23 protein-coding genes are annotated in these 25897 nt (G+C 66.0%); 6 read left to right on the plus strand and 17 right to left on the minus strand.

Going from position 1 to position 25897, the window contains the following annotated elements:
* Position 1: 1 nt before the first annotated feature.
* From rbfA to rimP, 6 genes are all read right to left on the minus strand, one after another.
* Complete coding sequence (gene rbfA, locus CH283_RS20760) at positions 2–502, minus strand: 30S ribosome-binding factor RbfA (RefSeq protein WP_094642414.1); 501 nt, start codon at positions 500–502, stop codon at positions 2–4.
* A gap of 103 nt (positions 503–605) precedes the next feature.
* Positions 606–896, minus strand: coding sequence for a DUF503 domain-containing protein (locus CH283_RS20765; RefSeq protein WP_068050194.1), 291 nt, complete (start codon positions 894–896; stop codon positions 606–608).
* A gap of 154 nt (positions 897–1050) precedes the next feature.
* Positions 1051–3954, minus strand: coding sequence for a translation initiation factor IF-2 (infB, locus tag CH283_RS20770; RefSeq protein WP_082898773.1), 2904 nt, complete (start codon positions 3952–3954; stop codon positions 1051–1053).
* Positions 3955–4051: 97 nt separating this feature from the next.
* Positions 4052–4384: a YlxR family protein gene (locus CH283_RS20775; RefSeq protein WP_068050199.1), complete on the minus strand. Its 333-nt coding sequence runs from the start codon at positions 4382–4384 to the stop codon at positions 4052–4054.
* A 96-nt stretch (positions 4385–4480) separates the two neighbouring features.
* Positions 4481–5488 (minus strand): transcription termination factor NusA, encoded by a 1008-nt coding sequence (nusA, locus tag CH283_RS20780; protein WP_068050201.1) that lies wholly within the window; start codon positions 5486–5488, stop codon positions 4481–4483.
* On the minus strand, positions 5485–6060 hold the full coding sequence (gene rimP, locus CH283_RS20785; RefSeq protein ID WP_094642141.1) for a ribosome maturation factor RimP: 576 nt from the start codon (positions 6058–6060) through the stop codon (positions 5485–5487). Before rimP ends, nusA begins: the two co-directional genes overlap by 4 nt.
* Before the next feature lie 168 nt (positions 6061–6228).
* Between rimP and CH283_RS20790 the strand changes: the two genes are divergently transcribed.
* Together CH283_RS20790 and CH283_RS20795 are read left to right on the plus strand one after the other, a co-directional pair.
* Positions 6229–6732, plus strand: coding sequence for a hypothetical protein (locus tag CH283_RS20790; RefSeq protein WP_094642143.1), 504 nt, complete (start codon positions 6229–6231; stop codon positions 6730–6732).
* A complete protein-coding gene (locus tag CH283_RS20795) occupies positions 6729–7169 on the plus strand; it encodes a ferritin-like domain-containing protein (protein WP_094642145.1) in 441 nt (146 codons plus the stop codon). Before CH283_RS20790 ends, CH283_RS20795 begins: the two co-directional genes overlap by 4 nt.
* On the opposite strand, the gene CH283_RS20800 is transcribed toward CH283_RS20795, so the two are convergent.
* The gene (locus CH283_RS20800; protein WP_094642147.1) at positions 7132–8586 is read right to left on the minus strand and encodes an MFS transporter; all 1455 of its coding nucleotides are present in this window, start codon (positions 8584–8586) and stop codon (positions 7132–7134) included. The genes CH283_RS20795 and CH283_RS20800 overlap by 38 nt on opposite strands.
* Before the next feature lie 82 nt (positions 8587–8668).
* On the opposite strand from CH283_RS20800, the gene CH283_RS20805 reads away from it, so the two are divergent.
* Entirely contained in the window at positions 8669–9277 is a 609-nt protein-coding gene (locus CH283_RS20805; RefSeq protein WP_255183279.1) for a TetR/AcrR family transcriptional regulator, read from the plus strand.
* A gap of 9 nt (positions 9278–9286) precedes the next feature.
* Here the strand turns inward: CH283_RS20805 and CH283_RS20810 are convergent, their stop codons facing one another.
* Positions 9287–11011: an acyl-CoA dehydrogenase family protein gene (locus tag CH283_RS20810; protein ID WP_094642151.1), complete on the minus strand. Its 1725-nt coding sequence runs from the start codon at positions 11009–11011 to the stop codon at positions 9287–9289.
* A gap of 75 nt (positions 11012–11086) precedes the next feature.
* The gene (locus CH283_RS20815) at positions 11087–12838 is read right to left on the minus strand and encodes a proline--tRNA ligase (RefSeq protein ID WP_094642153.1); all 1752 of its coding nucleotides are present in this window, start codon (positions 12836–12838) and stop codon (positions 11087–11089) included.
* A gap of 69 nt (positions 12839–12907) precedes the next feature.
* Here CH283_RS20815 and yaaA point away from each other — a divergent pair, with 69 nt between their 5' ends.
* The 3 genes from yaaA to mgtE are packed head-to-tail and all read left to right on the plus strand — an operon-like array spanning position 12908 to position 16248.
* Positions 12908–13651: a peroxide stress protein YaaA gene (yaaA, locus tag CH283_RS20820; protein WP_094642155.1), complete on the plus strand. Its 744-nt coding sequence runs from the start codon at positions 12908–12910 to the stop codon at positions 13649–13651.
* On the plus strand, positions 13648–14859 hold the full coding sequence (locus CH283_RS20825; protein ID WP_094642157.1) for a DUF2786 domain-containing protein: 1212 nt from the start codon (positions 13648–13650) through the stop codon (positions 14857–14859). The genes yaaA and CH283_RS20825 overlap by 4 nt, the downstream gene beginning before the upstream one ends.
* A 42-nt stretch (positions 14860–14901) precedes the next feature.
* Positions 14902–16248, plus strand: a complete 1347-nt coding sequence (gene mgtE / locus CH283_RS20830; protein ID WP_094642159.1) for a magnesium transporter — start codon at positions 14902–14904, stop codon at positions 16246–16248.
* 13 nt (positions 16249–16261) lie between these two features.
* Here the strand turns inward: mgtE and CH283_RS20835 are convergent, their stop codons facing one another.
* From CH283_RS20835 to cobO, 8 genes are read right to left on the minus strand one after another with little or no spacing between them, the layout of a single operon-like run.
* Entirely contained in the window at positions 16262–17749 is a 1488-nt protein-coding gene (locus tag CH283_RS20835) for an MFS transporter (RefSeq protein ID WP_094642161.1), read from the minus strand.
* A 7-nt stretch (positions 17750–17756) separates the two neighbouring features.
* Entirely contained in the window at positions 17757–18992 is a 1236-nt protein-coding gene (gene cobA / locus CH283_RS20840; protein ID WP_373455155.1) for a uroporphyrinogen-III C-methyltransferase, read from the minus strand.
* 11 nt (positions 18993–19003) lie between these two features.
* On the minus strand, positions 19004–20686 hold the full coding sequence (locus tag CH283_RS20845) for an ATP-binding cassette domain-containing protein (RefSeq protein ID WP_094642165.1): 1683 nt from the start codon (positions 20684–20686) through the stop codon (positions 19004–19006).
* Positions 20687–20738: 52 nt separating this feature from the next.
* Entirely contained in the window at positions 20739–22406 is a 1668-nt protein-coding gene (locus CH283_RS20850; protein WP_176460474.1) for a DUF7800 domain-containing protein, read from the minus strand.
* 57 nt (positions 22407–22463) lie between these two features.
* The gene (locus CH283_RS20855) at positions 22464–23480 is read right to left on the minus strand and encodes a zinc-binding alcohol dehydrogenase family protein (protein WP_094642168.1); all 1017 of its coding nucleotides are present in this window, start codon (positions 23478–23480) and stop codon (positions 22464–22466) included.
* 2 nt (positions 23481–23482) lie between these two features.
* Entirely contained in the window at positions 23483–23869 is a 387-nt protein-coding gene (locus tag CH283_RS20860; protein WP_094642170.1) for a cobalamin biosynthesis protein, read from the minus strand.
* 13 nt (positions 23870–23882) lie between these two features.
* Positions 23883–25277 carry a cobyrinate a,c-diamide synthase gene (locus tag CH283_RS20865; RefSeq protein WP_176460475.1) on the minus strand — a complete coding sequence of 465 codons (1395 nt, stop codon included), beginning with the start codon at positions 25275–25277 and terminating at the stop codon, positions 23883–23885.
* Positions 25271–25891, minus strand: a complete 621-nt coding sequence (gene cobO, locus CH283_RS20870; RefSeq protein ID WP_094642174.1) for a cob(I)yrinic acid a,c-diamide adenosyltransferase — start codon at positions 25889–25891, stop codon at positions 25271–25273. Before cobO ends, CH283_RS20865 begins: the two co-directional genes overlap by 7 nt.
* Between the last annotated feature and the right edge of the window lie 6 nt (positions 25892–25897).

Consider the following 25897-nt stretch of genomic DNA (forward strand, 5'->3'; position numbering starts at 1 on the left):
GTCAGTCGGCTTCGGCGGGCTCGACGCCTGCAGGAGTGGAGCCTGCGGAATGACCATCTGTGTCTGCGACTTCGCGTGGAGCTTTGTACGGATCCGGGTCCCCGGCGGGCTTGGCGTTCGCACGCGCGCGGGCCAGTTCTTCGTCGGCCACGCGGGCGCGTTCGAGCAGGTCTTCCATGTGGCGTGCGGTGTCGGGCACCGTGTCGGTCACGAACGTCAACGTCGGCGTGTACCGCACACCCGTTCCGGCTCCGACCTTCGAGCGCAGCACGCCCTTGGCCTTCTCCAGCCCTGCCGCGGCGGCCTGCAGATCGGGCGGAGTATCGAGGTCTTCACCCATCACGGTGTAGTACACCGTGGCGTCGTGCAGGTCGGCGGTCACCTTGGTGTCGGTGATGGTCACGAATGCCAGCCGTGGATCCTTGATCTCGTGATCGATCGCCGTTGCAACGATGGCGGCGATTCGCTTGGACAACTTTCGAGCCCTGGCCTGATCCACCACGACAATCACACTCCTCTTTCATGGCCGAACGTCGATTCTGTTCCGACGAAGCGGCGGTTGTGCACTTCTCGTCCGCCGAGCAGCGCTCGGCGGACTTCCCGGATCAATCCTCGGGTCCGAAGATTCTCCGGCGTACTGCCAACAGTTCCAGATCGTGGCGTTCGGCGACATGCCGTTCGCACTCGTCCAGTTTGTCGTGCAGTAGGTCGACGTCGGTACCGGCCGCGGCAACCCCCAGCAGGGACCGCCGAATACGTTCTCGCTCACCGGTTTCGGCAGCCGAGACTCCCAGCCGTTGCAGATCACCGAGCACCGGTTCCACCATCGACCGTTTCTCGGCGAGCGAACGCACATCCCCCAACAACACGTCCAACTCCAGAGCACCCAGATACACGCTGACGTCCTTCGATCAGCTTCGACGACAAAGCCGGTGGCGGTACATCTGTCGTACCACCACCGGCTCGAAAGTCGGAGCGCAGTGTCACTCCCCTGGCTTCACCACCGAGCCGACGCGACCGGGTGCGGAGCCGAAAGGCTCCGCATCCGTTCTAGTCGCGCGGCTTTTCACGGAGCTCGTACGCCTCGATGACATCGCCCACCTTGATGTCGGAGTACGTCACCGTCAAACCACATTCGTAGCCCTCGCGGACCTCCGTCGCGTCGTCCTTCTCGCGACGGAGCGAGGAGATCGTGACGGTTTCCGCGACAACGGCGCTGTCTCGGATGAGTCGCGCCTTGGCGTTGCGACGGATCGTACCGGAGGTGACGAGGCAACCGGCGATGTTTCCGACCTTGGAGGAACGGAACAGCGCGCGGATCTCGGCCTGCCCGAGGGCAACCTCTTCGTACACCGGCTTGAGCATGCCCTTGAGGGCCTTCTCGATCTCGTCGATGGCCTGGTAGATCACCGAGTAGTACCGGATGTCGACGCCTTCACGGTTGGCCAGCTCGGTGGCTTTGCCCTCCGCTCGAACGTTGAAGCCGATGATGATCGCGTTGGATGCCGACGCCAGGTTGACGTTGGTCTCCGTGACGCCACCGACACCGCGGTCGATGACGCGCAGTTCGACCTCGTCGTCGATCTCGATTCCGAGCAGCGCCTCTTCGAGCGCTTCCACGGTTCCCGAGTTGTCACCCTTGAGGATCAAGTTCAGCTGCGAAGTCTCCTTCAGAGCTGCATCGAGATCGTCGAGGCTGATGCGCTTGCGGCTCTTGGCTGCCAGAGCGTTGCGCTTGCGCGCATTTCGACGGTCGGCGATCTGTCGAGCGATTCGGTCCTCGTCGACCACCAGAAGGTTGTCGCCTGCACCGGGCACCGACGTGAAGCCGATGACCTGCACGGGACGAGACGGCATCGCTTCGGTGACGTCCTCGCCGTGCTCGTCGACCATGCGACGAACGCGTCCGTATGCGTCACCGGCGACGATCGAGTCACCGACACGCAAGGTTCCGCGGGCGATGAGCACGGTCGCGACCGGGCCGCGACCACGGTCGAGGTGTGCCTCGATGGCGACACCCTGAGCGTCCATGTCCGGGTTGGCGCGCAGATCGAGCGACGCGTCGGCCGTCAGCAGCACTGCTTCGAGGAGGGCATCGATGTTGGTGCCCTGCTTGGCGGAGATGTCGACGAACATCGTCTCGCCGCCGTATTCCTCGGCGACCAGACCGTATTCGGTGAGCTGCTGCCGGATCTTGTCCGGGTTCGCGCCCTCCTTGTCGATCTTGTTCACCGCGACCACGATCGGCACGTCGGCTGCCTGTGCGTGGTTGATGGCCTCCACCGTCTGCGGCATGACGCCGTCGTCGGCTGCGACCACCAGGATCGCGAGGTCGGTGGCCTTGGCACCACGGGCACGCATGGCCGTGAAGGCCTCGTGACCGGGGGTGTCGATGAACGTCACGAGACGCTCGTTGCCTTCGAGCTCGGTCAGCACCTGGTACGCACCGATGTGCTGCGTGATTCCGCCGGCCTCGCCTTCGCGCACCGTGGTGTTGCGAATCGAGTCCAACAGTCGCGTCTTACCGTGATCGACGTGGCCCATGACGGTGACCACCGGGGGACGCTGCTCCAGATCGTCCTCGCCGCCGGCATCCTCGCCGTAGGTGAGGTCGAACGAGTCCAGCAGCTCACGATCTTCGTCCTCGGGACTGACGACCTGAACGACGTAGTTCATCTCGCCGCCGAGAAGCTCCAGCGTCTCGTCGTTGACGGACTGCGTCGCAGTGACCATCTCACCGAGGTTGAACAGGGCTTGCACCAGTGCAGCCGGGTTCGCGTCGATCTTGTCCGCGAAGTCCGACAGCGATGCGCCGCGGGCGAGACGAATGGTCTCACCGTTGCCGCGGGGCAGCCTGACGCCGCCGACTGCGGGAGCCTGCATGCTCTCGTACTCGGCGCGCTTCGCCCGCTTCGACTTGCGGCCACGACGAACTGCTCCGCCGGGACGACCGAATGCACCTGCTGCTGCGCCGCGCTGACCGGGGCGTCCACCGCCACCGGGACGACCACGGAAACCACCTGCGGGAGCGCCGCCTGCGGGGGCACCACCGGGAGCGCCGGGAGCGCCGCCACCGCGGTAGCCACCGCCACCGCCGCCGCCCGGGCGTCCGCCCGGAGCACCACCGGGACGACCGGGGCGACCTGCTGCGGGGCCGGGACGTGCCGAACGGGTCGGCATGGCACCGGGGTTGGGACGAGGAGGCATCGAGCCGGGGCTCGGACGAGGTCCGGCCTGGCCCGGTGCGGGACGGGGCCCACCCTGCCCTGGAGCCGGACGACTGCCACCGGACGGTGTTGCGGGACGAGGCCCACCTTGTCCGGGAGCGGGGCGTCCGCCACCGGGGCGCGGAGCACCGGGAGCGGGTCGAGGAGCTGGACGCTCCACGGGAGCCGAGGAGTACGGGTTGTTACCGACACGCGGGGCCTTGGGGCCGGGCTTGGGGCCGGGACCTGCGGGCTTCGGAGCGGCCGGGGCCGAGGCAGCGTCGCTGGTGGCAGCCGACGCGGCGGGAGCCTGCTCGACCGGAGCGGCCGGAGCTGCGGGCTCGGGGGTAGGCGCTGCGGGGGCCGGAGCCGGCGCGGCAGCCGGAGTCGCGGGTGCAGCGGGTGCTGCCTCCACGGGAGCTTGCGCTGCGGGTGCTTCCGGCTCTGCCGGACGCGGTGCCGGCTTGGGGCCGGGACGGGGTCCGCCCGGTTTGGCGGCACCCGGCTTCGCGGTGCTGCTCGCTGCCCGATCGGCCGCTGCGCGACCGTTCGGTGCAGCTGCGGCCGGTGCCGACGCGTCCGTGTTCTCGGACGGGAAGGATTCACGCAGTCGACGCGCCACGGGGGCTTCGACTGTGGATGATGCGGACTTGACGAACTCGCCTTGCTCTTTGAGCCGTGCGAGTAGTTCCTTACTGGTGACACCGAGTTCTTTTGCCAACTCGTGCACGCGGGCCTTGCCTGCCACTGCTCTCCTCACTGAGAGGCCGAGCGAGGCTTGGTGCCCGCACGACCTCGGGTTATCTCCGATGGACGTTCATCGTTGGTGCTTCACGGTGTGCTCATCAGTGCTGTTGCCTGTTCTTGTCGACGGGTGTTGCTCTTGTCGTGTCCTCGACCTGCAGTTGTTCGTGCTCGTCGAGCACGGCTGTCACTGCGGACGATTCCACATTTCCCGATATCCGAAACGCACGACCGAAGACTCGGCGTCGTTCCGCATTGTGCAGGCACTCTCGGTTGTAGTGCAACCACGCACCACGGCCGGACATCGAATGCCGGACATCGGGGACGAGAGCGAATTCGTGCGAACCAGCTTCTCGAACCACGATCCTCAACAGATCGGCGGCCGGCACTCGCTCCCTGCACCCGATGCATGTACGAATCGGCCGGCTTGTCACTGCCGGATACTCGCGTTCATGCCCCTGGGCGGAGAGGTCGTTCCCGAACCATCGACCACTCTACCGCTGTATTGCCCCGAACTCCGCATTCCGGCCCTACGCGCTGGTCGTCTCGGGTGCCGCCGCATCGCTGCGGATGTCGATGCGCCAACCGGTCAACCGAGCAGCCAGTCGGGCGTTCTGCCCTTCCTTGCCGATGGCCAGGGAGAGCTGGTACTCGGGAACCACGACACGGGCCGCACGGGCAACCGCGTCGACGACGGTCACCGAAACAACTTTCGACGGGGACAGTGCATTCCCGACGAACGTGGCCGGGTCCTCGTCGAAGTCGATGATGTCGATCTTTTCGCCTGCCAGTTCGCTCATCACGTTGCGCACGCGCTGACCCATCGGTCCGATGCAGGCACCCTTGGCGTTGAGCCCGGACACGGTGGACGCGACGGCGATCTTCGAGCGGTGCCCCGACTCGCGAGCCACTGCCACGATGTCGACCGAGCCGTCGGCGATCTCGGGAACCTCGAGGGCGAACAGCTTGCGCACCAGATTCGGGTGCGTGCGCGAGAGCGTGATCTGCGGACCCCGGTTACCCCGGGCGACTCCGACGACGTAGCACTTGATGCGCTCGCCGTGCTCGTAGCTCTCGCCCGGCACCTGCTCTGCGGGCGGCAGCAGGCCGTCGGCTCCGTTGGCGTCACTTCCGATACGGACGATCACGGTGCCCTTCGCATTGGCACGCGTGTCACGCTGGATGACACCGTTGACGATCTCACCCTCGTGCGTGGAGTACTCACCGAACGACCGCTCGTGCTCGGCGTCGCGCAGGCGCTGCAGGATGACCTGACGCGCCGTGGTTGCCGCAATGCGTCCGAAGCCTTCCGGGGTGTCGTCCCATTCGGAGATCAGATTGCCGTCGGCGTCGAGTTCCTTGGCCATCACCCGAACGGAGCCGGTCTTGCGATCGACGTCGATCCAAGCGTTGGACTGGTGACCCTCGGTGTGCCGGTAGGCCGTCAGCAGCGCAGTCTGGATCGTCGAGATCACCATCTCGATCGGAATTCCCTTGTCCGCCTCGATGGCACGCAATGCGGCTATGTCGATATTCACTTGTCCGACCCTTCTTCCGGTGCTTCCACGTCCACGATCTCATCGGTGTTCGCGGGTGACGGCCTACTGCCGACCACGCCACCCGCCAGGTCCATCTCTTCGGCGCTCGGCCGGGAGAACTCCACCTGTACAACAGCTTTCACAACATCGGACAAGGCAACGGGGCGAGTCGACAGCACACCCTTCTCCTTGATCACCACGGTGACCGAATCACCGTCGAGTACCCCGACGCGACCGTCGAACTTGCCGTCGGCCAGTTCGATACGCACTTTGCGTCCGCGAGCCCGACGCCAATGCCGTGCCTCGGTCAGTGGGCGGTCGATTCCGGGGGTGGTGACTTCCAACGTGTACGGAGCTTCCCCGAAATCCGTCACGGCATCGAAGGCATCCGAGATCTCGCGGCTCAGTTCCGGGAGAGCGTCGAGGTCGATTCCCTCTTCGCGATCGACCATGATCCGCACTGCACTGTGCTTTCCTGCGGCGACGACGTTCACGTCTTCGAGGTCGTAACCCCGTTCTCGAACGAGGTCGGCGAGCAGTTCGACAACCCTTTCCTTGGACGGAACAGGCATGTCGCGAACTCCTCGTGTGTAGTTGTGGGCGATCCGGCGTACGGCAGCAGGACTGCGTTTGGTGAACCAACAGCCTACCGCCCCGCAGGCAGTGCTCGTGACCACGATCGGCCGACGCGACACACGGGCACGGCACGTGCGAGCGCCGCGGTCTGGCACGATATCGGAGTGCCAACGCCGACCGTCCCCTTCGCGCTCAGTCGCCGCGGGTTGTTCCGACTCGCCGGCGTCGCTGCTCTGTCCGCGGCCACCGTGTCGACTGTTGCGGCCTGCGGTCAGGAGACGATCTCGGGTCCTGCCCTCGACACCCTGACTGCGCAGTTGCGCGCTGCCCGCGCCGACGCCGCGGATGCCACCGCGGCCGCGACGGTGATCGCCGACTACGCCGCCGCCCTGGGGATCGTTGCGGCGCAGCGGACCGAGCACGCCGATGCGCTCGACACCGAGATCGCCCGCGCCACCGGTGCCTCGACCGAGACGTCGTCGGTCACGGCCACCACGACACCCGTTCCCACGACGCCGCCGCCCGATCTCGCCGCCGTGCGAGAGATGTTGACGGCCTCCGCTCGCAGCGCGGCAGATGCGGCTCGCAACGAAAGCGGTTACCGAGCAGGCCTTCTCGGTTCCATCAGCGCCTCGTGCACGGTCTCGGCCCTGGTGGTGCTGGCATGAGCGATCTCGGCCCGGAACAGCAAGGCCTCGTCGATGCACTGGCCGCCGAGTATGCGGCGGTGTTCGCCTACGGCGTCGTCGCGGCATTCTCCAACCCCACCCGCGCCGAGGTGGTGGCGTCGAACACTGCCGCTCACCGTGCACGCCGAGACGCGACCATCGATGCGCTCCAGGCAGCGAGCGTCACTGTGCCACTGCCCGATCCGGCGTACGCGTCGCCGTTTCCGGTGACCGACGCGATCTCGGCTGCACAGTTGGCCGCGCAGGCCGAGATCGACACGAGCATCGCGTGGCGTTCGCTGATCGAACGCAGCCGCTCGGGAGCGACCCGCGACATGGGGGTGCAAGCGTTGACCGACGCCGCGGTGCGCCTCGCGACGTGGCAGCAGATTCTGGGCGTCAGTCCGTCGTCGACGGCATTTCCCGGCCAACCGTGAGCCCTTGTTCCGGTCCGACGGAACGCCCCGGCATGAACAGCGCCGCCACCAGTCCGATCGCCACTGCCCCAGCGCCGACGAGCAGAGCGGGTGCCAAGGCGTCGGTGTAACCGGTGGGTGTCAGTGATCCACCGGCTCCGATGAACACCGCTGTCAGTACGGCGATGCCGAGCGCGATACCCACCTCTCGCACAGTGGAGTTCGCACTGCTCGCGGTGGCGTGATCGTCGTCCTTCATATCCCGCAGCACCGCGGTGGCGGACGGAGCGAACGTCAGCCCCATGCCCACGCCCGCCATCAGCAGGGCCGGGACCATCGACGAATACTCGGTGTCGGGTCCCAGAATCAGCGCCATCCACACGAGCGAGACCGACTGCAGCGACAGGCCGCCGACCAACAACCCGCGCAGTCCGACGCGCTCGGCGAGCAGACCTGCGATCGGTGCGACCACCATCGGTGCTGCAGTCCACGGCAGCGTGCGTAGGCCTGCCTGGAACGGCGTGTAGTTCATCACGATCTGCAGGTATTGCGCGAGGAGGAACACCGCCCCGAACATGCCGAGCGAGAACGTGATTCCGATGATGTTGGCGAGGGTGAAGCTGCGCGAACGAAAGAGTACGAGCGGCAGTACCGAGTGCCGGGTGCGCGAGGCGCGCAGGACGAACGCGACGAGCAGCACCGCCGAGCCGATGAAGCCAGCGAGCACCGTGGCCGACGCCCACCCGTCGTCGTTGCCGTGGACCACCGCCCACACCAGAAGGAAGACACCGCCACCTGCGAGGACAACGCCGGGCAGATCGAGCGGTTGGATGCGCCCTGCTGTTTCCTTCAGCGCTACGTACGCCAGCGGAACTGCAACGAGGGCCACCGGAACGTTGATCCAGAAGATCGCCTGCCAGGAAATCCCGTCGACGACGGCTCCGCCGACCACCGGTCCCAGCGCGACACCGAGTCCGGAGACTCCACCCCATATCCCGATCGCCATCGCACGCTTGCCCACCGGCACCACCGCGGCGAGCAACGCCAGGGACAACGGCATGATCGCGGCTGCACCGATTCCCTGCACGGCGCGCGCCGCGATGAGCATCGCTGGACTCGCAGCGAGCGCGCTGGCCACCGAGGCGGCGGTGAAAACGGTGATCCCACCGAGGAACACCGTGCGTCTGCCCCATCTGTCGCCGAGCGTCGCCGCCGTCAGCATGAAGGTGGCGAAGCTGAGGGTGTACGCGTTGAGGAACCACTGCAGCTGTCCGACGGAGGCGTTCAGGTCCTGCTGGATGACCGGGAGTGCACTGGTCATCACCAGATTGTCGAGGGTTGCCATGAACATCGGCAGGGAAGCTGCAAGGATGCCGAGCCACACGGGAACGTTCCGAGCGGCAGGCTGCACTGCTGGTGGAGAGGCTGTGGCGGTCATTGCGGTCGTCCCGTCTCGCGCTTGTAAGCATCGAATGATTACTTGTTGGAGACCGTAAGTTATCGACTGATAACCTGTCAACATGTCCGACCCGTCAGCGCCCAAGCCCAGAGCCACCCGCATGGATGCGGCCGAACGCCGAGAGCTCGTCCTCGACGCGGCGATGCGCGCGTTCGCGCGCGGGGGTTACGCCGGCACAAGTACCGACGCCGTCGCGAAGGAAGCGGGCGTCTCTCAGCCGTACGTGGTCCGTATGTTCGGCACCAAGGTCGAGTTGTTTCGACTGGTGTTCCAACGCTCCGTCGACGGCATCATGGCCGCGTTCGATGCCGTGCTGGCAACGGGCCCGCTCGACCCCGACGACGACGGCACCTGGGCAGATCTCGGTTCCGCCTACGCCGATCTGGTGGCCGATCGCGACCTGTTGATGGTCATGATGCACGGATTCGGCGCAGGCTCGGTACCCGAGATCGGCCGGGCAGCGCGGGAGGGAATGGGTGCCATCTACAGCCGGATACGTGAGGGCACAGGTTGTTCCGAGGATCAGGCACGGCAGTTCATCGCGCACGGGATGCTGCTCAACGTCCTGATGTCGATGCGGGCGCTCGAGCATCCGAACGACAGCGCCGGACTGCACGAGATGACGGTGTGCGCGTTCGGAACCAATCTGATTCCGGCCGATCCCGGCTGACCGTCGGCGCTAGGGACGCATCTCGTACCGGCCGTCGTAGGAGGCGACCTCGTTCCACACCGCCTCGAAACGACCCGCATCGACCACCGGCTTGCGTATGGCGTCCAGGGCCCACTGCTGTTGCGCCGCAGACGACGAGGGCTTCCCGTACAGCGCGACGGCGTAACCGGAGAAATCTCTGATCTGGAAGTCGAAGATCTGGTCCAGCATCTCGGGCGAGATCTCGTCGGCTTGTTCGAGCACGAGATGGCCGTAGACGACGAGCGAGAACAGGTGCCCCACCACGAGCAGGAAATCGAGATCCTTCTGCTGTGCTTCGTCGGGCGCACAGTCCTGGAGAAACGACCTGAACGCCAGTGCCTGCTCGTAGAACCGTCCTACGTTGGGTATCCCGGAGTGCTTGCTGTACAGCGGGTTCCAATCGTGGAACCGGACCGAGCTCGCGCCACGGGCCGGCCCCTGAGCGAAGAAGAAGCTGTCGTCGACCGGCTCTGTTCGACTGCCGACGTCCGGGTAGTCGGTCGGCGAGAACATGTACGCCGGCATGAATTTGAGCATCAGCGCCACGTTGACGTGCACCGTGCCCTCCAGCTTCGGCAGTGTTCCGATCAACTGGGCGGCTTCACGGAAGTAGGTGTGCCTCTCGTATCCCTTGGCCGCGATGACGTCGTGCAACAGACGGACGACCGTTTCACCCTCGGAGGTCACCTTCGCCTTGGTCATCGGATTGAACAGCAGGTAGCGCCGGTCCTCGGGTCCCGCGGCACGGAAGTAGTCGAGCGCCCGCGCGCTGAACAGCTTCATGGCGATCAGCCGGGAGTATGCGTCGACGAATGCGCTGCGAACGTGCGGGAAGTCGGTGACGCGATTGCCGTACAGAATTCGGTTGTTCGCGTGCGTGATCGCCTCGTAGAACGCGTGCTCACAGATGCCGATGGATCCGGTGCAGAGGTTGAACTTTCCGACGTTGACCGTGTTCAGCGCGGCCGAGAAAGCGTCGGCACCGGTGTGCAGGATGTCCTGCTGCCGGACGGGGTAGTTCTCGAGCGCGAACGTGCTGACGAACATCTGCCCGTGGACGACGCTCTCGCGAAGCCGATAGGCCGGGTGCGCGCTGTCGGCCACGAAGAACACGTACGAATCGGGTCCGTCCAGGTCGGTGCGTCGGCCGAACACCGAGACCATGCCCGCGACGTTGCCGTTCCCGATGTAGTACTTCTCCCCCGACGCGGTGAACTCGAGTTCGGAGTCCTCGGGCGTGGGCGTCAACAGCATGTCGGTGGAGTAGACGTCGGCTCCGTGTGCGCGCTCGGACAGTCCGAACGCCATCACACCGCCGCGGTCCAGCTCGCGTGCGGCGCGGCGTTTGGCGTCGTCGTTGGCACTCATCCAGATGGGCCCGAGACCCAGCACGGTGACCTGCCAGGTGTACCAGTAGGCCAGACCGTAGAACCCGAGAACCTCGCTCAGCGCGGCGTTGCGAGCAGCGTCCCATCGCGTGTTCGGCAGTCCCTCCGCATAAGCGGCTGGCGTGGAGAAGGTTGCGAACAGCTTCTGCTCGGCGACGAATTCGAGAAAGTCGGCCGGCCAGACGCTGTCCAGATCGTCCGCCAGAAGCCTGCCTTTGCCGCGACTCTCGAACCACTCGATCAATGCACGCAATTGTCGGCGAGAATCCTCGTCGAGCTCGGCCGGATCGAAGGTTGTCGGATCGAACAGCGCATACTGAGCCACGGTGTGACCTCTCCTAGTCGTTGCCCCGAAGCTACCAGCGGGTAAACGACCGCGCAGAAAGATCGCGAGACTGTTCTACGGGGTGTTTCGCACGGCCTTGACGATCTCCTCGACCGCCGAGTCGATGTCGAGTTCGCGACTCTCACCGCTGAAGCGATCACGGATCTCGACCTTGCCGTCGGCCCAACCGCGGCCGAGAACGACCACGAGCGGAACACCGATCAGTTCCGAGTCCTTGAACTTCACTCCTGGCGAGGCCTTGCGATCGTCGAACAACACCTCGATGCCCTGTGTATCGAGTTGTGTCGCAATCGATTCCGCGCCCGCGCGAGCAGCGTCGTCCTTGTTCGCGATCACCAGGTGGACATCGGCAGGTGCGACCTCCGACGGCCACCGCAGGCCCTTGTCGTCGTGCATCTGCTCGGCGATCACGGCGACCAGACGCGAGACGCCGACGCCGTAGGAACCCTGAGTCAGGCGAACCGGCTTGCCGGTCTCGCCGAGCACGTCGACGGAGAACGCGTCGGTGTACTTGTAGCCGAGCTGGAAGATGTGCCCGATCTCGATTCCGCGAGCACTGACGAGCGGTCCACGACCGTCGGGAGACATGTCGCCGTCACGCACCTCGGCTGCTTCGATGGTGCCGTCGGGGACGAAATCGCGACCGGCGACGAGGTTCACCACGTGCTTGCCCTTGACATCCGCGCCGGTGATCCACGACGTGCCGTCGACCACCCGGGGATCGACGAGGTAGCGAACTCCGTTGGCCTGCAACGCGCGAGGCCCGATGTATCCCTTGACGAGGAACGGATTGGCTGCGAAGTCCGCGTCGGTCAGAAGAGCGAACTCGGCCGGCTCCAGCGACGCCTCGAGGCGCTTCTCGTCGACCTCGCGGTCACCGGGTAGGCCGACGGCGAGCAGTTCCCACTCACCTTCGGCACCCCGCACCTTGAGCAAGATGTTCTTCAGCGTGTCCGCGCCGGTGACGGTGCGTCCGAGATCGGCGGAGTTGGCCCACTCCACCAGGGTCGCGATGGTGGGGGTGTCGCCGGTCTCGTGATCGACGGCAGCGGGCTGCCCCTCGATGGGCAGCGGCGCAGGTGCCGGAGTGGTGACGGCCTCGACGTTGGCCGCGTATCCCGACTCGATGCAGCGCACGTAGGTGTCCTCACCGATGTCGCTCTCGGCGAGGAATTCCTCGGAGGCGCTGCCGCCCATGGCACCGGACGTGGCGGCGACGATGACGTAGCTGACACCGAGGCGGGCGAAGATGCGCTGGTACGCCTCGCGGTGGGCGGCGTAGGACTTCTTCAGTCCGTCCTCGTCCATGTCGAAGGAGTACGAGTCCTTCATCACGAACTCGCGGCCGCGAAGAATGCCTGCGCGGGGACGCTCTTCGTCGCGGTACTTGGTCTGAATCTGGTACAGAGTGACCGGCAGGTCCTTGTACGAGTTGTACTCGGCCTTGACCGTCAGCGCGAACAGTTCCTCGTGGGTGGGACCGAGCAGCATGTCGTTGCCCTTGCGATCCTGCAACCGGAACAGGGCGTCGCCGTATTCGGTCCACCGATTGGTGGTCTCGTACGGCTCGCGCGGCAGCAGTGCGGGCAGGGATATCTCCTGTGCACCGATGGCGTTCATCTCCTCGCGCACGACACGCTCTACCTGGCGCAGCACCCGCAGACCCAGCGGCAGCCAGGAGTAGACGCCCGGCGCGATACGACGGACGTAGCCGGCGCGGACCAACAGCTTGTGGCTGTCGACCTCGGCGTCGGCCGGGTCGTCGCGAAGGGTACGAAGGAACAACTGCGAAAGACGGGTGATCACGGGTTGTCAGACTAGTCGCTCCTGCAGTGCCTGTGAGCAGGCGGCCGTACAGTGAGTAGCCTCGAGCCCGTGCTGATTCTGCTGCCTCCCTCCGAGACGAAGTCCGACGGCGGTTCCGGAGCACCTCTCGATCTGGACCGACTGTCGTTGGCCTCGCTGACTCCGCTTCGTCGAAAGCTCGCCGACGCGCTGGTGGAATTGTCCGCCGACGTCGACGCGTCGATCGCGGCGCTCGGCCTGGGCCCCACCCAGGTGGACGAGATCGAACGCAACGCCCGGTTGTGGACCTCACCCACCACACCTGCGCTGCAGCGGTACACCGGCGTGCTCTACGACGCCCTCGACGCGGCGTCGTTCACCCGGGCCGGTCGCGCCCGAGCGGACGCGCGGCTGTGGATCGGCTCGGCCCTGTTCGGAGCCGTCCGTGCCTGCGACCCGATTCCGTACTACCGACTCTCCGGTGGATCGACCGTTCCGAATTTCGGCACCCTGCGCTCACACTGGAAGCCCGAACTCTCCGACGCCATCGACGCCGAGGACGAGGGGATCGTCGTCGACCTCCGATCCGGCACCTACCAGCAGCTCGGTCCCGTCCCCGGTGCGATCACCGCCACGGTGCTCACCGAGAAGCCCGACGGCACCCGTTCGGTGGTGAGCCACTTCAACAAGCATCACAAGGGCCTGCTGGCACGCGCGTTGACTCTGACCACCGCCGAGCCGAAGGACGTGAAAGCCGTTGCGCGCGTGGCGTCCAAGGCCGGACTGCGAGTCGAAGTGGCATCGAGCACCGAATTGATCGTGCTCACCGAATGAGCGAGATTCCTGGACTGCTCCGCCGCGGCGCCGACGCCTCGGTCGGCAAGACCAAGAGCCAACGCGTCGCCGACGACGTCGCGGATCGACTGGTCTCGATGGACGCGACCGAACTCGGCTCTCGCGCGCTGACGAACATGATCGAGACGATGTACGAAAACGGTTGGCAGCCCATGGATCTGGTGCACGTCGTGCGGCGTCAGCACACGGTGGCCGTGGCCGATCTCGCTGCCGCGGTACTGCTGCATCAGGCCGATCTCGCCGACGCGGACTCGCGGGCTCCACAGGACTGGGTGGATCAGATGTCCACGATCTGCGAGCAGTTCCCGAAGGTTGCGGCCCGGGTCGAGGCCACGCCCGATTTCCTGACCGCGTACCTGACCTCTTCCGGTAAGACCGATTACATCGCGGCCAGTGATCAGTGGCTCGACGTACTCACCCTGCTCGGTCGATGGCAGACACTCCCCCGTTGGCCTCAGCTCGGCCCGAAACCGTCCCAGTGGCCGCGCACTCGTCCCACGGTGACGGGTGTTTCCGGTTCCGACTCCCCGAACACCAAGATGCTGAGCAAGATTCGCGGCTTACTGGCCAAGGCCGACGCCACGGACTTCGAGGAGGAGGCCGAGACGCTGACGGCCAAGGCGCAGGAGTTGATGACGCGCTACTCCATCGACACCATGTTGCTCTCGCAGGGCCACATCGATATTCACGGCCGACGCGTTCATGTCGACGGCCCGCATGCCCCGGCCAAGGCGCAGCTGTTGCACGTCGTCGGAACCGCCAACCGCGTCAAGGCGATCTGGGACCCGGAGTTCGCCGTCGCAACTCTGGTCGGAGCGCCGGTGGACGTGGAGCAAACCGAGTTGCTGTTCACCTCTCTGCTCGTTCAGGCCACACGCGCCCTCGGGCATTCACCGCAGGCGAAGAAGCGCAAGAAGGCCGGATCGGCGGCGTTCGGCAAGGCATTCCTGTACGCGTACGCCGTCCGTATCGGAGACCGTCTGACCGACGCCGATGCGAACGCCCTCGAGGAGGCGAGTCACGAATCCGGTGATCTACTACCGATACTCGCCGCACAGACCGTCGCCGTCGAAGCCGAATTCGATCGACTGTTCCCGACGGCGAAGCCGATGCGCGGCCCACGCCTGGACGCCGAGGGATGGGATTCGGGCCAGGCTGCGGCGGATCGGGCCGATCTCTCGCGCTGAGGTATGTGAGTCGACCGCCCGTTCGCAAGGCAAAATGGTTCTGTGCCCGAAACTCTCGACGACATCATGACGCGAACGTCCGAACTCCTGACCGCCCGTGACATGGCCGCCCTGTCCACTCTGATGGGCGAGCTGTCGACGACCGATGCGGTGCGCATGCTCGAGCGTGTCGACTCGTCTCGACGCGCGGTGTTGTTTCGCCTTCTGCCCAAGGACGAGGCCGTGGCGGTCTTCGAACGCTTCGACGCCACCGTTCGCGGTGAGTTGTTCGAGAGTCTGCGCAGCGACGATGTGATCGCGCTGTTCGAGGATCTCGACCCGGACGACCGTGTCGAATTGCTCGACGAACTCCCCTCCAATGTCGCGCATCGACTGTTGGTGGGCCTGTCCCCCGACGAGCGCGCACTCACCGCGCCCATGCTGGGGTACGACCGCGGGTCGGTCGGCCGCCGGATGAGCCCGGAGTTCGTTCGGCTACGGACCGCCGCGACCGCCGGCGACGCACTCGTCGCCGTGCGGCGGACCGGCTCGGACGCCGAGTCGGTGTATCTGTTGCCGATCACCGACGATCACCGAACTCTGCTGGGGGTGGTGACCCTCGCCGATCTGGCGACGGCGGCACCGAGCACTCCGGTCGGGGATCTGTACTCGGATCATCCTGTGGTCGAGGCCGATTCGTCGGCGGAGGAGGCTGCACGGCTGTGCTTCGAGCACCGCAGTCCTGCGGTGGTGGTGGTCGATTCCGAGCAACGGCTGATCGGCATTCTCACACTCGAACAGTCCTCTCGAATCCTGGAGGAAGCCGAGGACGAGGACGCCGCTCGCGCGGGTGGCTCGGAGCCGCTGCGTCGGCCGTATCTGTCCACGCCGGTGCTGTCCATCGTTCGCTCGCGCGTGGTGTGGTTGCTGGTGTTGGCGCTGTCGGCCATCCTCACGGTGCAGGTTCTGGAGATCTTCGAGCACGCGCTCGCCGCAGTCGTCACTCTCGCGCTGTTCATTCCGCTGCTGACCGGGACCGGCGGCAACACCGGCTCGCAGGCCGCGACCACTGTCACGCGGGCACTCGCACTGGGCGACGTGCGACCGCGCGACATCGCCGCCGTGCTGTTTCGCGAGGTTCGCGTCGGCGCGACGATGGGTGCGATGCTCGGCACCCTGGGCTTCGTCATCGCCGGACTCGTCTACGACTGGCACCTCGGGGTCGTCATCGGTACGACGCTGTTGTCGATCTGCACTCTCGCAGCCACGGTCGGCGGTGCGATGCCGCTGATCGCCAAGAAGATCGGGGTGGACCCGGCGGTCTTCTCGACGCCCTTCATCTCCACCTTCTGCGACGCGACGGGGTTGATCGTCTACTTCCTCATCGCCAAGGCCGTACTGGGCGTGTGATCGGCCCTGCTCGTCAGCCCTTCTGGGCGTCTTCCTGAGCGGCCTGTGCCTGCGCGACCTGCTCCGGGGTGAAGCGAATGAACACCGCAGCGATTCCCGCGACCACGGCGCAGACTGCGCAGCAGAAGAGCGCGAACATGTAGCCCGAGCTCAACGCGTCGAGTTGGCTGTCGTTCATCAACGTTGCCGGTCCGGAGATGCCACCGAGAGACAAGGTTCGAGAGGTCACCAGCGCACCGATCACGGCCAGCGCCAGCGGCCCGCCGAGGGTCTGGGCAACCAGGGCGATGGCGGTCAACGGGCCGATCTCGGTGGGGCTGACTCCAGCGATGGCGCACAGCGGGAGTGGCACGACCGTCAGGCCGACGCCGAATCCGATGCCGATGACGGGGAAGAACAGTCCGGGGAAGTACGACGAGTCGGCGTTCATCGTCGCGACCGACACCATCAGCCACCCGACCATGATGACGGCACCGCTCAGTATCAGCCACCGTGGGGCGATGCGCGTCACCAGCTGCGAGGCGAGGAATGCGGCGGCACCGAGTCCGAAGGCGAACGGCACGAACGCCAGGCCCGCATGCAACGGGCTGTATCCCAGGATGTCCTGGACGAACAGTGCCACGTAGGCGGCGAGGCAGAACATCACGCCACCGGCGAAGAAGATGGCCACGAACGTCGCCACCCGGTCTCGGCTGCCGAACAGCGAGAACGGCAGCAATGGGTTGTCGGCACGACGCTCGACCAGCAGGAACAGCCCGAGGAAGAGCAGACCGGCGATCAGCGAGACGATGACGATCGGATTGGTCCAGCCGAGTTCGGTGCCCTCGCTCAGAGCGAGCACCACTCCGGTGCAGCCCAGCGTCGCCAGAATCGCTCCCGGCACGTCGAGCGGTAGCTTCGCCCCCACCGTCTCCTGCAGCGACACGACTGCGAGCACCACGATGACGACACCGATCGGCACGTTGATCAGGAAGATCCACCGCCACGACACCTCGGTCAGCGCACCGCCGATGATCAGGCCTGCGATGGAGCCGACACCGGTCATGGCCGCGTAGATCGCGATGGCCTGGTTTCGTACCGGGCCCGGCGCGAAGGTGGTCGCCACCAGCGCGAACGCCGTGGGCGACGCCACCGCGGCTCCGACGCCCTGGAGCGCGCGCGCCGCTACCAGCGTCGCCTCGTTGACCGCGAGCCCGCACAGCAGGGACGCGATGGTGAACAGCACGACGCCGGCCAGGAACATCTTCTTGCGACCGAAGGCATCACCGAGTCTGCCGCCGAGGAGCATCAGCCCGCCGAAGGCGAGGGCATACGACGTGAGCACCCAGTTGCGTCCGGCATCGGACAGGCCCAGATCCGCCTGCAACGGAGCAAGTGCCAGATTGGCCACGGTGCCGTCGAGCACCACCATCAATTGCAGGCCGCTCAGGACGATGATCGCCAACCCGAACGCTCGGGTCGTCACCGGGTACTTGACCTCGGTACTGGAGGTATCGGACATCGATGATTCAGGCACGGGCGTTCACGTTACCGGCGTGTACAGAGAAACCGGCAACGGTTCCGATGACCACGATCGCCGGAGGCCTGATCTCCGCGTCGCGAACCGCATCGGCGACGGTGCTCAGAGACGCGCGAACTTCACGCTGGGTGCGCATGGTGCCCTCCTGGACGACGATCACCGGGGTGTCGGACGGCCGACCACCGGCGATGAGAACGTCGGCGAACAGCCCGATGCGTTCGACGGCCATCAGCAACACGATGGTGCCCTTGAGTTTGGCCAACGCGTCCCAGTCGACGAGCGAATCGGGATGGTCGGGTGCCACATGGCCGCTGACAACGACGAACTCGTGGGTGACGGCGCGATGCGTCACCGGGATCCCGGCGGACGAGGGCACCGAAATGGCGCTGGTGATGCCGGGCACCACGGTGACCGGAATTCCCTCGGCAGCGAGCGCTTCGAGTTCCTCGTATCCCCTGCCGAACACGTAGGGGTCGCCGCCCTTGAGTCGGACGACGAACTTGCCTGCCTTCGCCCCGTCGATCAGCGCCTGGTTGATCGCCTCCTGCGCCATCGCGCGGCCGTACGGAATCTTCGAGGCATCGATGACCTCCACGTGCGGGCCCAGTTCGGCCAGCAGCTCGGGCGGCGCGAGCCGATCGGCCACCACGACATCGGCATAGGCGAGCAGCCTGCGCCCGCGGACGGTGATGAGGTCCGGATCGCCGGGTCCGCCACCGACCAACGCGACACCCGTCAACGGCGCACGGTCCGAGTCGGCGACCACACCGGACTGCAGGGCTTCCATGACGGCGTTGCGTACCGCGGCCGATCGACGGTGCTCACCGCCGGCGAGCACTCCGAGGGTCAGCCCGTCCCATTCGGCGGACGCCGGGGTGACCGCGGTGCCGTCCTTGGCGATGTCGGCTCGCACACAGAAGATCTTGGACGCGGTGGCCTCGGCGACGATGGCGATGTTGGTCGCGGCCTCGTCGGTGCACGCGACGGCGTACCAGGCGTCGGCGAGATCGCCCTCGCGATAGTCACGCAACTCCATGGTCACCTGACCGGCAGTTGCCATCGCCTCCACAGCGGGTGTGGCCTCCCGTGTGATGACGTGAACCACGGCACCGCAGGAGATGAGCAGCGGCAATCGGCGCTGCGCGACGGTGCCGCCACCGACCACGACGACGCGTCGACCTTCCAGATTGAGGCCGACCAGATAGGGAGAGTCAGTCGCGTTCACGAGAGGAAACGCTACCGCGCGCGCTGCACCCGCTTCTCGTCCCATACGGGCTCGTTCGATTCGTAGGCCTGACCGGTGCTGCCGAACACGAGGAATCGGTCGAAGCTGCGCGCGAACCAGCGGTCGTGGGTCACGGCGATGACGGTGCCGTCGAACGCGGCGATGGCGTCTTCGAGTGCGTCGGCGGACATCAGGTCGAGGTTGTCGGTCGGCTCGTCCAGCAGCAGCAGGGTGGCCCCGGAGAGTTCGAGCAGCAGAATCTGTACGCGCGCCTGCTGGCCACCGGAAAGATTGTCGTAGGACTGTTCGGCGGCTCGGGCCAGACCGTAGCGGTCCAGTGCCCGGCCTGCGGCCTCCCGGCCCATGCCGTCGCGGTGTTCGTTGCCCATGTGCAGGATGTCGAGGAGTGTGTTGCCCGCGAGATCGGGCCGAGTGTGGGTCTGCGCGAACAGGCCGGGCCGAACGCGAGCGCCGAGCACCGCGGTGCCGGTGTGCGGAACGGGATCGAGTGCCAGTTCCTGAACCGGCTCGTGCTCCTTCTCCGGATCGGTTCCACCGTTGGCGAGCAAACGCAGGAAGTGAGATTTGCCGGAACCGTTGGAGCCCAGCACGGCGACGCGGTCTCCGTACCAGATCTCGGTGTCGAAGGGCTTCATCAGTCCGGTCAGTTCCAGTGCCGTACACACCAACGCGCGCTTGGCTGTGCGGCCGCCGCGCAGACGAACGGTGACGTGCTGCTTCAACGGCACCGCTTCCGGCGGTCCGGCCTCCTCGAACTTCGCCAATCGAGTCTGGGACGCGTGGTAGCGCGCAGCGACCCCGTCGTTGAACTTTGCCTTCTCCCGCAGGCGCAGCACCAGTGCACGGAGTTTGACGAGTTCCTCGTCCCACCGCCGTCGCAGTTCGTCGAGCCGAGCATTCCGGTCCTCACGCGCAGCGTGATACGTCGCGAACCCGCCGCCGTGCACCCAGGAAGTGGCACCGCTGACGCCCGGTTCCAGGGTCACGATCCGATTCGCGGCGTTGGCGATGAGCTCCCGGTCGTGACTGATGAACAGGACGGACTTGTCGGAATCACGAATGGTCGATTCGAGCCAGCGCTTGCCCGGCACATCGAGGTAGTTGTCCGGTTCGTCGAGAAGCAACAGATTGTCCGAGCCCGCGAACAACGCTTCGAGCACCAGGCGCTTCTGCTCACCGCCACTGAGAGTCGATGCAGCGCGCCACTTCGCGCGGTCGAACGGCATTCCGAGGGCCGCCGTGGTGACCTTGTCCCAGAACGGTTCGAGGTCGTAACCGCCGACATCGCCCCAATCCGACAGGGCCTGCGCGTATTTCATCTGGGTCTTCTCGTCGTCGACCTCGATCATCGTGTTCTCGGCAGTGTCGAGGGCAGCGGCGGCCGTCCGCACGGCCGGGGACGCAACCGACAGCAGCAGATCACGCACTGTCGAGTCGTCTCGTAGCTGGCCGACGAACTGCCGCATCACTCCGAGCGAGCCCGAACTCGACACCGATCCCTCGTCGGGGGTCTCGTCACCCGCGATGATGCGCGTCAGCGTGGTCTTACCGGTTCCGTTGGGCCCGATGAGGGCGGTCTTGGCACCGTCGCCGACACGAAACCCGACACCGTTGAGCAACTGCCGCCCGTCGGGCAGGAAGTAGACGATGTCGTTGAGTTCGAGGTGGGCCACAACGAACCAGCCAACCTCATCGGCCCGGCTATGGCCAATCGTTTACCGTTCGCTAGGCGAGGGCCAGGGTCGACGTCTCGGTGAGCACCTGCTTGCCCGCGTCGTCGACATGAGCATGGTGCACCCGCAACCGGGCGGAGTCGCCGTGCAGAGTCAGCAGCATGACGCCGTTGGCGAACCATGGCCCGGCCTCGGCCTCCCATTCGACACCGGAGGGGCCCACGTGGGCAGCGCGCGCCAGCTTCGACAGAATTCGGGCGGCGGGACGCTTGATGGCCAGCTTGTTGACCGCGCGAATCGGCAGATCGAGTGGATTGCGGAACGGCGACATAGTGAGCTGATACGTGGCCGGTACCTCGCGCCCGCCGACACCGAAGTCCGCGTTCGCCACGTAGGAGCAGTGCACGTCTCCGGACAGCCACATGATCGAGGCGGGTTTGTTCTCGCCGCGGGAGAGCTCACGCGTCAGAGCGGCCATGTCGTTGAACGAGTTGGTGAAAGCGGCCCAGTGTTCGAGATCGAGACCGATCCGCATCTTCTCGGCCACCTTTGCCGACATCGAGCCCCAACTGCCCTGCGCCACAGCCTCGTTCCACTGTTCCAGGTAGTGCAGCGCGGGCAGCATGAGGTAGGGCAACGACGATCCGAACAGCAGATGCCGCGGACTGGTCTCGAGCGCGCGTTCACGTACCCACGCCCACTCCTTCTCGTCGACCATTTCTCTGTTGTCCGGATCCAGGTTTCGAGAGCAGCGCGAATCGATCATGATCAGCCGCGTGTCGCCGAAGTCGCGGTAGAAGCTCCAGCGTCCGGTCTCGGGCCGCCGATCGACTCGTAAAGCGAAGTCGGACAACAACTTCTCGCGCTCTGCGTCACTGGCGGCCGATCGCACCGCGGCATACATCTCATCCTGCGCAAGCTCCTTGGGCGAGAGGTTGCCCAAGTGCTGATACACCCAGTACGACGAATACGCGCCGACCACTCGGTCGTTCCACCAGGGCCGCGTCACGATGTCTCGACGCCAGGAAGCGGATGAATTCCAGTCGTCGCGCAGGTCGTGGTCGTCGAGGATCATGCACGACGGGATGCTCGCCAACAGTGTCCGCACCGGCTCGAGTCCCCAGGACTCTCGGTACAGCCACGAGTACTCCTCGAAATCGCAGATCTCGTTCTCCGCGTCGGTACCGACGGCACTGCGTGGACCCTCGCCGGACCGACGCCGCGCCTGCAGCCGTTCGACGATTTCCGGCGACGGATCGTCGGCGTAGACCTGATCGCCCAGGAGCAGCAAGGCCTGCGGCCACCGGCTCGGGTCCTCCTCGATCAGCGCGTTCCCGAGCCCGGCCAACGCGTCGGCTCCGATCTCCTTCAAGGATTCGTCGCTGTAGTTGTCCCCTCGCCGACAGGATCCGAATGCCAGCGTGACAGGCCCTTCGGCGTCGACCGTGTGAATGGCGGCCCTTCGGCCTTCCGGCGGCCACACTCGACGCTCGTCGACGAACACCTCGTAGTGCACCGAAGAGTTGGCGGGCAGACCTTCCAGTGGCACCAGCGCATAGTGGTGTCCGTGCACGCCCCACGTTCGTTCTTCTGCGCGGACGCCGACGTCGGTCACGACCGTTACGGTCGACGATTCGGCCATCTCGAACCACAGGGTCGCAGTCTCGGTGCCGACGTACCGGACGATCGGGCCGAGTAGGACGAGGCTGTCGGAAGTCATTGGATCCACATTGCCTGCGTCGGCCCGCTTTCGCCAGTCAGTGGCGCGGATCGGTCCTCACGAGCGGGCTGCGATCACAACCTTTCCCCGTACGTGCCCGGTTTCGACCAACCGATGCGCTTCGCGCAGCTGCTCGGCATCGATCGGAGACAGAACCGTCGTGACGGTGGTGCGCACCGAACCCGCATCGACGAGCTCGGCCACCCTGGTCAGTAGCTCGTGCTGGCGAATCAGATCCGGCGTGTCGTGCATCGGACGCGCGAACATGAACTCCCAGTGCCACGAGATCGCCTTCGTCTTGAGCGGCAGAACGTCGAGGGTCTCCGGATCGTCGATCGCCACGATCTGACCGAACGGCGTCAACAGGTCCGCGTAGATCTCGACCTGCCCGGAGGAATGAGCAGTGAACACGTAATCGACGCCGTCGGGCGCTACTCGGCGTACTTCCTCCCGAAGATCGCGTCGGTGATTCACCACCTCGGCTGCACCGAGAGAACGGACCCACTCCTCGGCGTCCTCGTCCGCTGCCGTCGCGATCACGCGGACGCCAGGAACGAGGCCCCGAACCAGCTGCAGCACAACGGATCCCACACCCCCGGTGGCGCCCACCATCAGCAAAGTTCCGGTGGTCTCGGCAGTGATGCGGAGCTTGTCGAACAGACCTTCCCAGGCAGTGATCGCAGTCAGCGGCAATGCCGCAGCCTGTGCGAAATCGAGGGTGGTCGGCTTCTTCGCCACGATGCGTTCGTCCACCGCATGGAACTGCGAGTTCGTTCCGGGTCTGCCGATGTCGCCCGCGTAGTAGACCTCGTCGCCGGGCGCGAACATGGTGACGTCGGCACCGACAGCGCGCACCACACCGGCGGCGTCGAACCCGAGGACCTTCGGGGTGCCCTGCGGATCGTTGCCGGTGCGGACCTTGACGTCCACCGGATTCACCGACACGGCACGCACGTCGACCAGAAGATCGCGCGGGCGCACGGTGGGCAGGTCGAGGACCACATCCGTCAGGCCGGCAGGATCGTCGATCGGAAGCGAGCGGGTGTAGGCAACGGCTTTCATCGTCTCGGTCATACCTACAGGATGGCCCGAACCCCCTGTCCACCGTCAAGGCAGAGCTCGACCACGGCAACGGTGACACCGTCCAGACCGAACCTGGGTACCGTCAACTCCGTCGAACGACCGGCCAGCAGTGCCGCTGCTTCGGCGACGCTGGCGCATCCGACGGCATCGAGCACACGCACCGACACGGTGGGTGTCACGACGGTCGACAGTTCGAGCGCGGAGTACGTCACGCCCCGAACCCCCATGCTCGACGCCACCGCGGCAACCAGGTCGGCTTTCCGGTCGATGGAGGCGATCGCCTCGACGCTCCAGTCCGGTTGCAGCACCGTCGAGATCGCCGCCTCGACGTCGGCGGCATCGACGCCGGCTCGGGCACCTATTCCGACGACGACCCGCATTCTCGCGATCCCTCTACACTCGCGCGTAGTCGACTGCGGCGGCAACGAACCGGGTGATGGATCCGGGATTGCCCGCCGCATGGGTGTGCAGGTACGACGCGTGAACACCGCCCTGCACGAATCCCTCCCGCGCCGCAGTTCTGCCGTCGGGGCTCTGCTTGTGCCAGCCCCACGCGGCCGAGGCGCTCTCGCGCACGTCCACGAGTTTCGTTCGGTGGAACTCGTGGCCGGTGACGCGGGTACCCGCGTCGAACAGTGTGGACGATTCGAGGGCAACCGCATCGCGGTATCCCAGCGTGAGGGTGTTCCCGAATTCCGCGTCCACGTCGACGACCCCGGCCATGGCATGACCGTCCAATCGGCTTGCCAGATACAGCAATCCGGCGCATTCGGCATGAATGGGCAAACCCTTGGCCGCGGCCGTCCTGATATCGGCCAGCAGCAGTTCGTTCGCCGCCAACGCGGCCGCATGCTCCTCGGGGAATCCGCCGGGGAGAACGACTGCCGCTGTGCCGGTGGGTAATCCGTCACGCAGTGGATCGAACACGGCGACGTCGGCCCCGGCTGCGCGGAGCAGTTCGACGTGCTCGGTGTATCCGAAGGTGAATGCCGGGCCACCGGCCACCGCGACGACGGGCGATCCCTCGCAGGTGCCTACCTCGTCCTCCGGGGACCACTGCGGCGCTGTCACCGACGATCGAGCCAGGGCGCTCACTGCCTCGATATCGACGAACCTCGAGACGAGGGCGCTCATCGCGTCGACGGCATCGGTTGCGGCACCGCCGTGTTCGACTGCGGTGATCAGCCCCAGATGCCGTGACGGGACCACCAGTTCGCTCATGCGCGGCAACGCGCCGAGTACCGGAACACCTACCCGTTCGCACGCTTGACGCAACACGTCCTCGTGCCGCTGACTGCCGACGCGATTGAGAATCACACCGCCGATGCGGACGCTGGCGTCGAACGTCGAGAACCCGTGCAGCACAGCGGCAAGCGACTGACTGTGTCCACGGGAGTCGACCACGAGGATCACCGGGGCACCGAGCATCGCGGCCACCCGTGCGGTCGATCCCTCGGCGGAGGCCTCACCCGGTCCGGTCATGTCGATCTTGCCGTCGAACAGTCCCATGACGCCCTCGACGACCGCGATGTCGCAGCCCCGACTGCCGTGTCGGAACAGGGGCCCGATGCGGTCGGCACCGACCATCACGGCGTCGAGGTTGCGGCCCGGGAGTCCGGCCGCGAGCGAGTGATATCCGGGGTCGATGTAGTCCGGACCCACCTTGAACGGTGCGACGGTGCGGCCGGCGTTGCGCAGCGCGCCCATCAGTCCGGTGGCCACCGTCGTCTTTCCGCTGCCCGACGCGGGAGCCGCGATCACCACTGCGGGACAGGACTGGTTCACCATTCGATGCCTCGCTGACCCTTGCGTCCGGCGTCCATCGGATGCTTGACCTTGGCCATCTCGGTGACCAGGTCCGCTGCCTCGATCAGTTCACGGGGCGCGTCGCGTCCGGTGATGACGACGTGCTGATTGCCCGGTCGGCGGGTCAGGACATCGACCACCTCGGCGACGTCGACCCACCCCCACTTGAGCGGGTAGGTGAACTCGTCCAGCACGTAGAAGCGGTGCGACTCCTGCTCGATTCGCCGGGCGATCTCGTGCCAGCCCTCGGCCGCGGCCTCGGCATGATCGACGTCGCTGCCCTTCTTCCGAGTCCACGACCAGCCCTCGCCCATCTTGTGCCATTCGACGGCTCCGCCGACCCCGGTGCTCTCGTGCAGTTCGCCGAGTGTGCGAAACGCCGCTTCCTCGCCGACCTTCCACTTGGCACTCTTGACGAACTGGAACACTCCGACGTCGAAACCCTGATTCCAGGCCCGCAACGCCATGCCGAATGCGGCGGTCGATTTCCCCTTGCCCGGGCCGGTGTGCACGGCAAGGACGGGCAGATTGCGACGCTGACGCGTCGTGAGACCGTCCTGCGGAACGGTTCCGGGGGCCGGTACACCCTGAGGCATCGCGAA

Origin of the sequence: Rhodococcus sp. 05-2254-2 (genome assembly GCF_002259095.1) — a bacterium.
Classification (GTDB): domain Bacteria; phylum Actinomycetota; class Actinomycetes; order Mycobacteriales; family Mycobacteriaceae; genus Rhodococcoides.

What these genes read in the sequence shown, in the direction of transcription:
- CH283_RS20795 (WP_094642145.1), top strand. Translation starts at nt 6,729, where the DNA reads ATGAGCGATCTCGGCCCGGAACAGCAAGGCCTCGTCGATGCACTGGCC.
- CH283_RS20860 (WP_094642170.1), bottom strand. Translation starts at nt 23,869, where the DNA reads ATGCGGGTCGTCGTCGGAATAGGTGCCCGAGCCGGCGTCGATGCCGCC.
- CH283_RS20865 (WP_176460475.1), bottom strand. Translation starts at nt 25,277, where the DNA reads ATGGTGAACCAGTCCTGTCCCGCAGTGGTGATCGCGGCTCCCGCGTCG.
- CH283_RS20805 (WP_255183279.1), top strand. Translation starts at nt 8,669, where the DNA reads ATGTCCGACCCGTCAGCGCCCAAGCCCAGAGCCACCCGCATGGATGCG.
- CH283_RS20825 (WP_094642157.1), top strand. Translation starts at nt 13,648, where the DNA reads ATGAGCGAGATTCCTGGACTGCTCCGCCGCGGCGCCGACGCCTCGGTC.
- CH283_RS20835 (WP_094642161.1), bottom strand. Translation starts at nt 17,749, where the DNA reads ATGTCCGATACCTCCAGTACCGAGGTCAAGTACCCGGTGACGACCCGA.
- cobO (WP_094642174.1), bottom strand. Translation starts at nt 25,891, where the DNA reads ATGCCTCAGGGTGTACCGGCCCCCGGAACCGTTCCGCAGGACGGTCTC.
- rimP (WP_094642141.1), bottom strand. Translation starts at nt 6,060, where the DNA reads ATGCCTGTTCCGTCCAAGGAAAGGGTTGTCGAACTGCTCGCCGACCTC.
- CH283_RS20855 (WP_094642168.1), bottom strand. Translation starts at nt 23,480, where the DNA reads ATGACCGAGACGATGAAAGCCGTTGCCTACACCCGCTCGCTTCCGATC.
- CH283_RS20850 (WP_176460474.1), bottom strand. Translation starts at nt 22,406, where the DNA reads ATGACTTCCGACAGCCTCGTCCTACTCGGCCCGATCGTCCGGTACGTC.
- CH283_RS20800 (WP_094642147.1), bottom strand. Translation starts at nt 8,586, where the DNA reads ATGACCGCCACAGCCTCTCCACCAGCAGTGCAGCCTGCCGCTCGGAAC.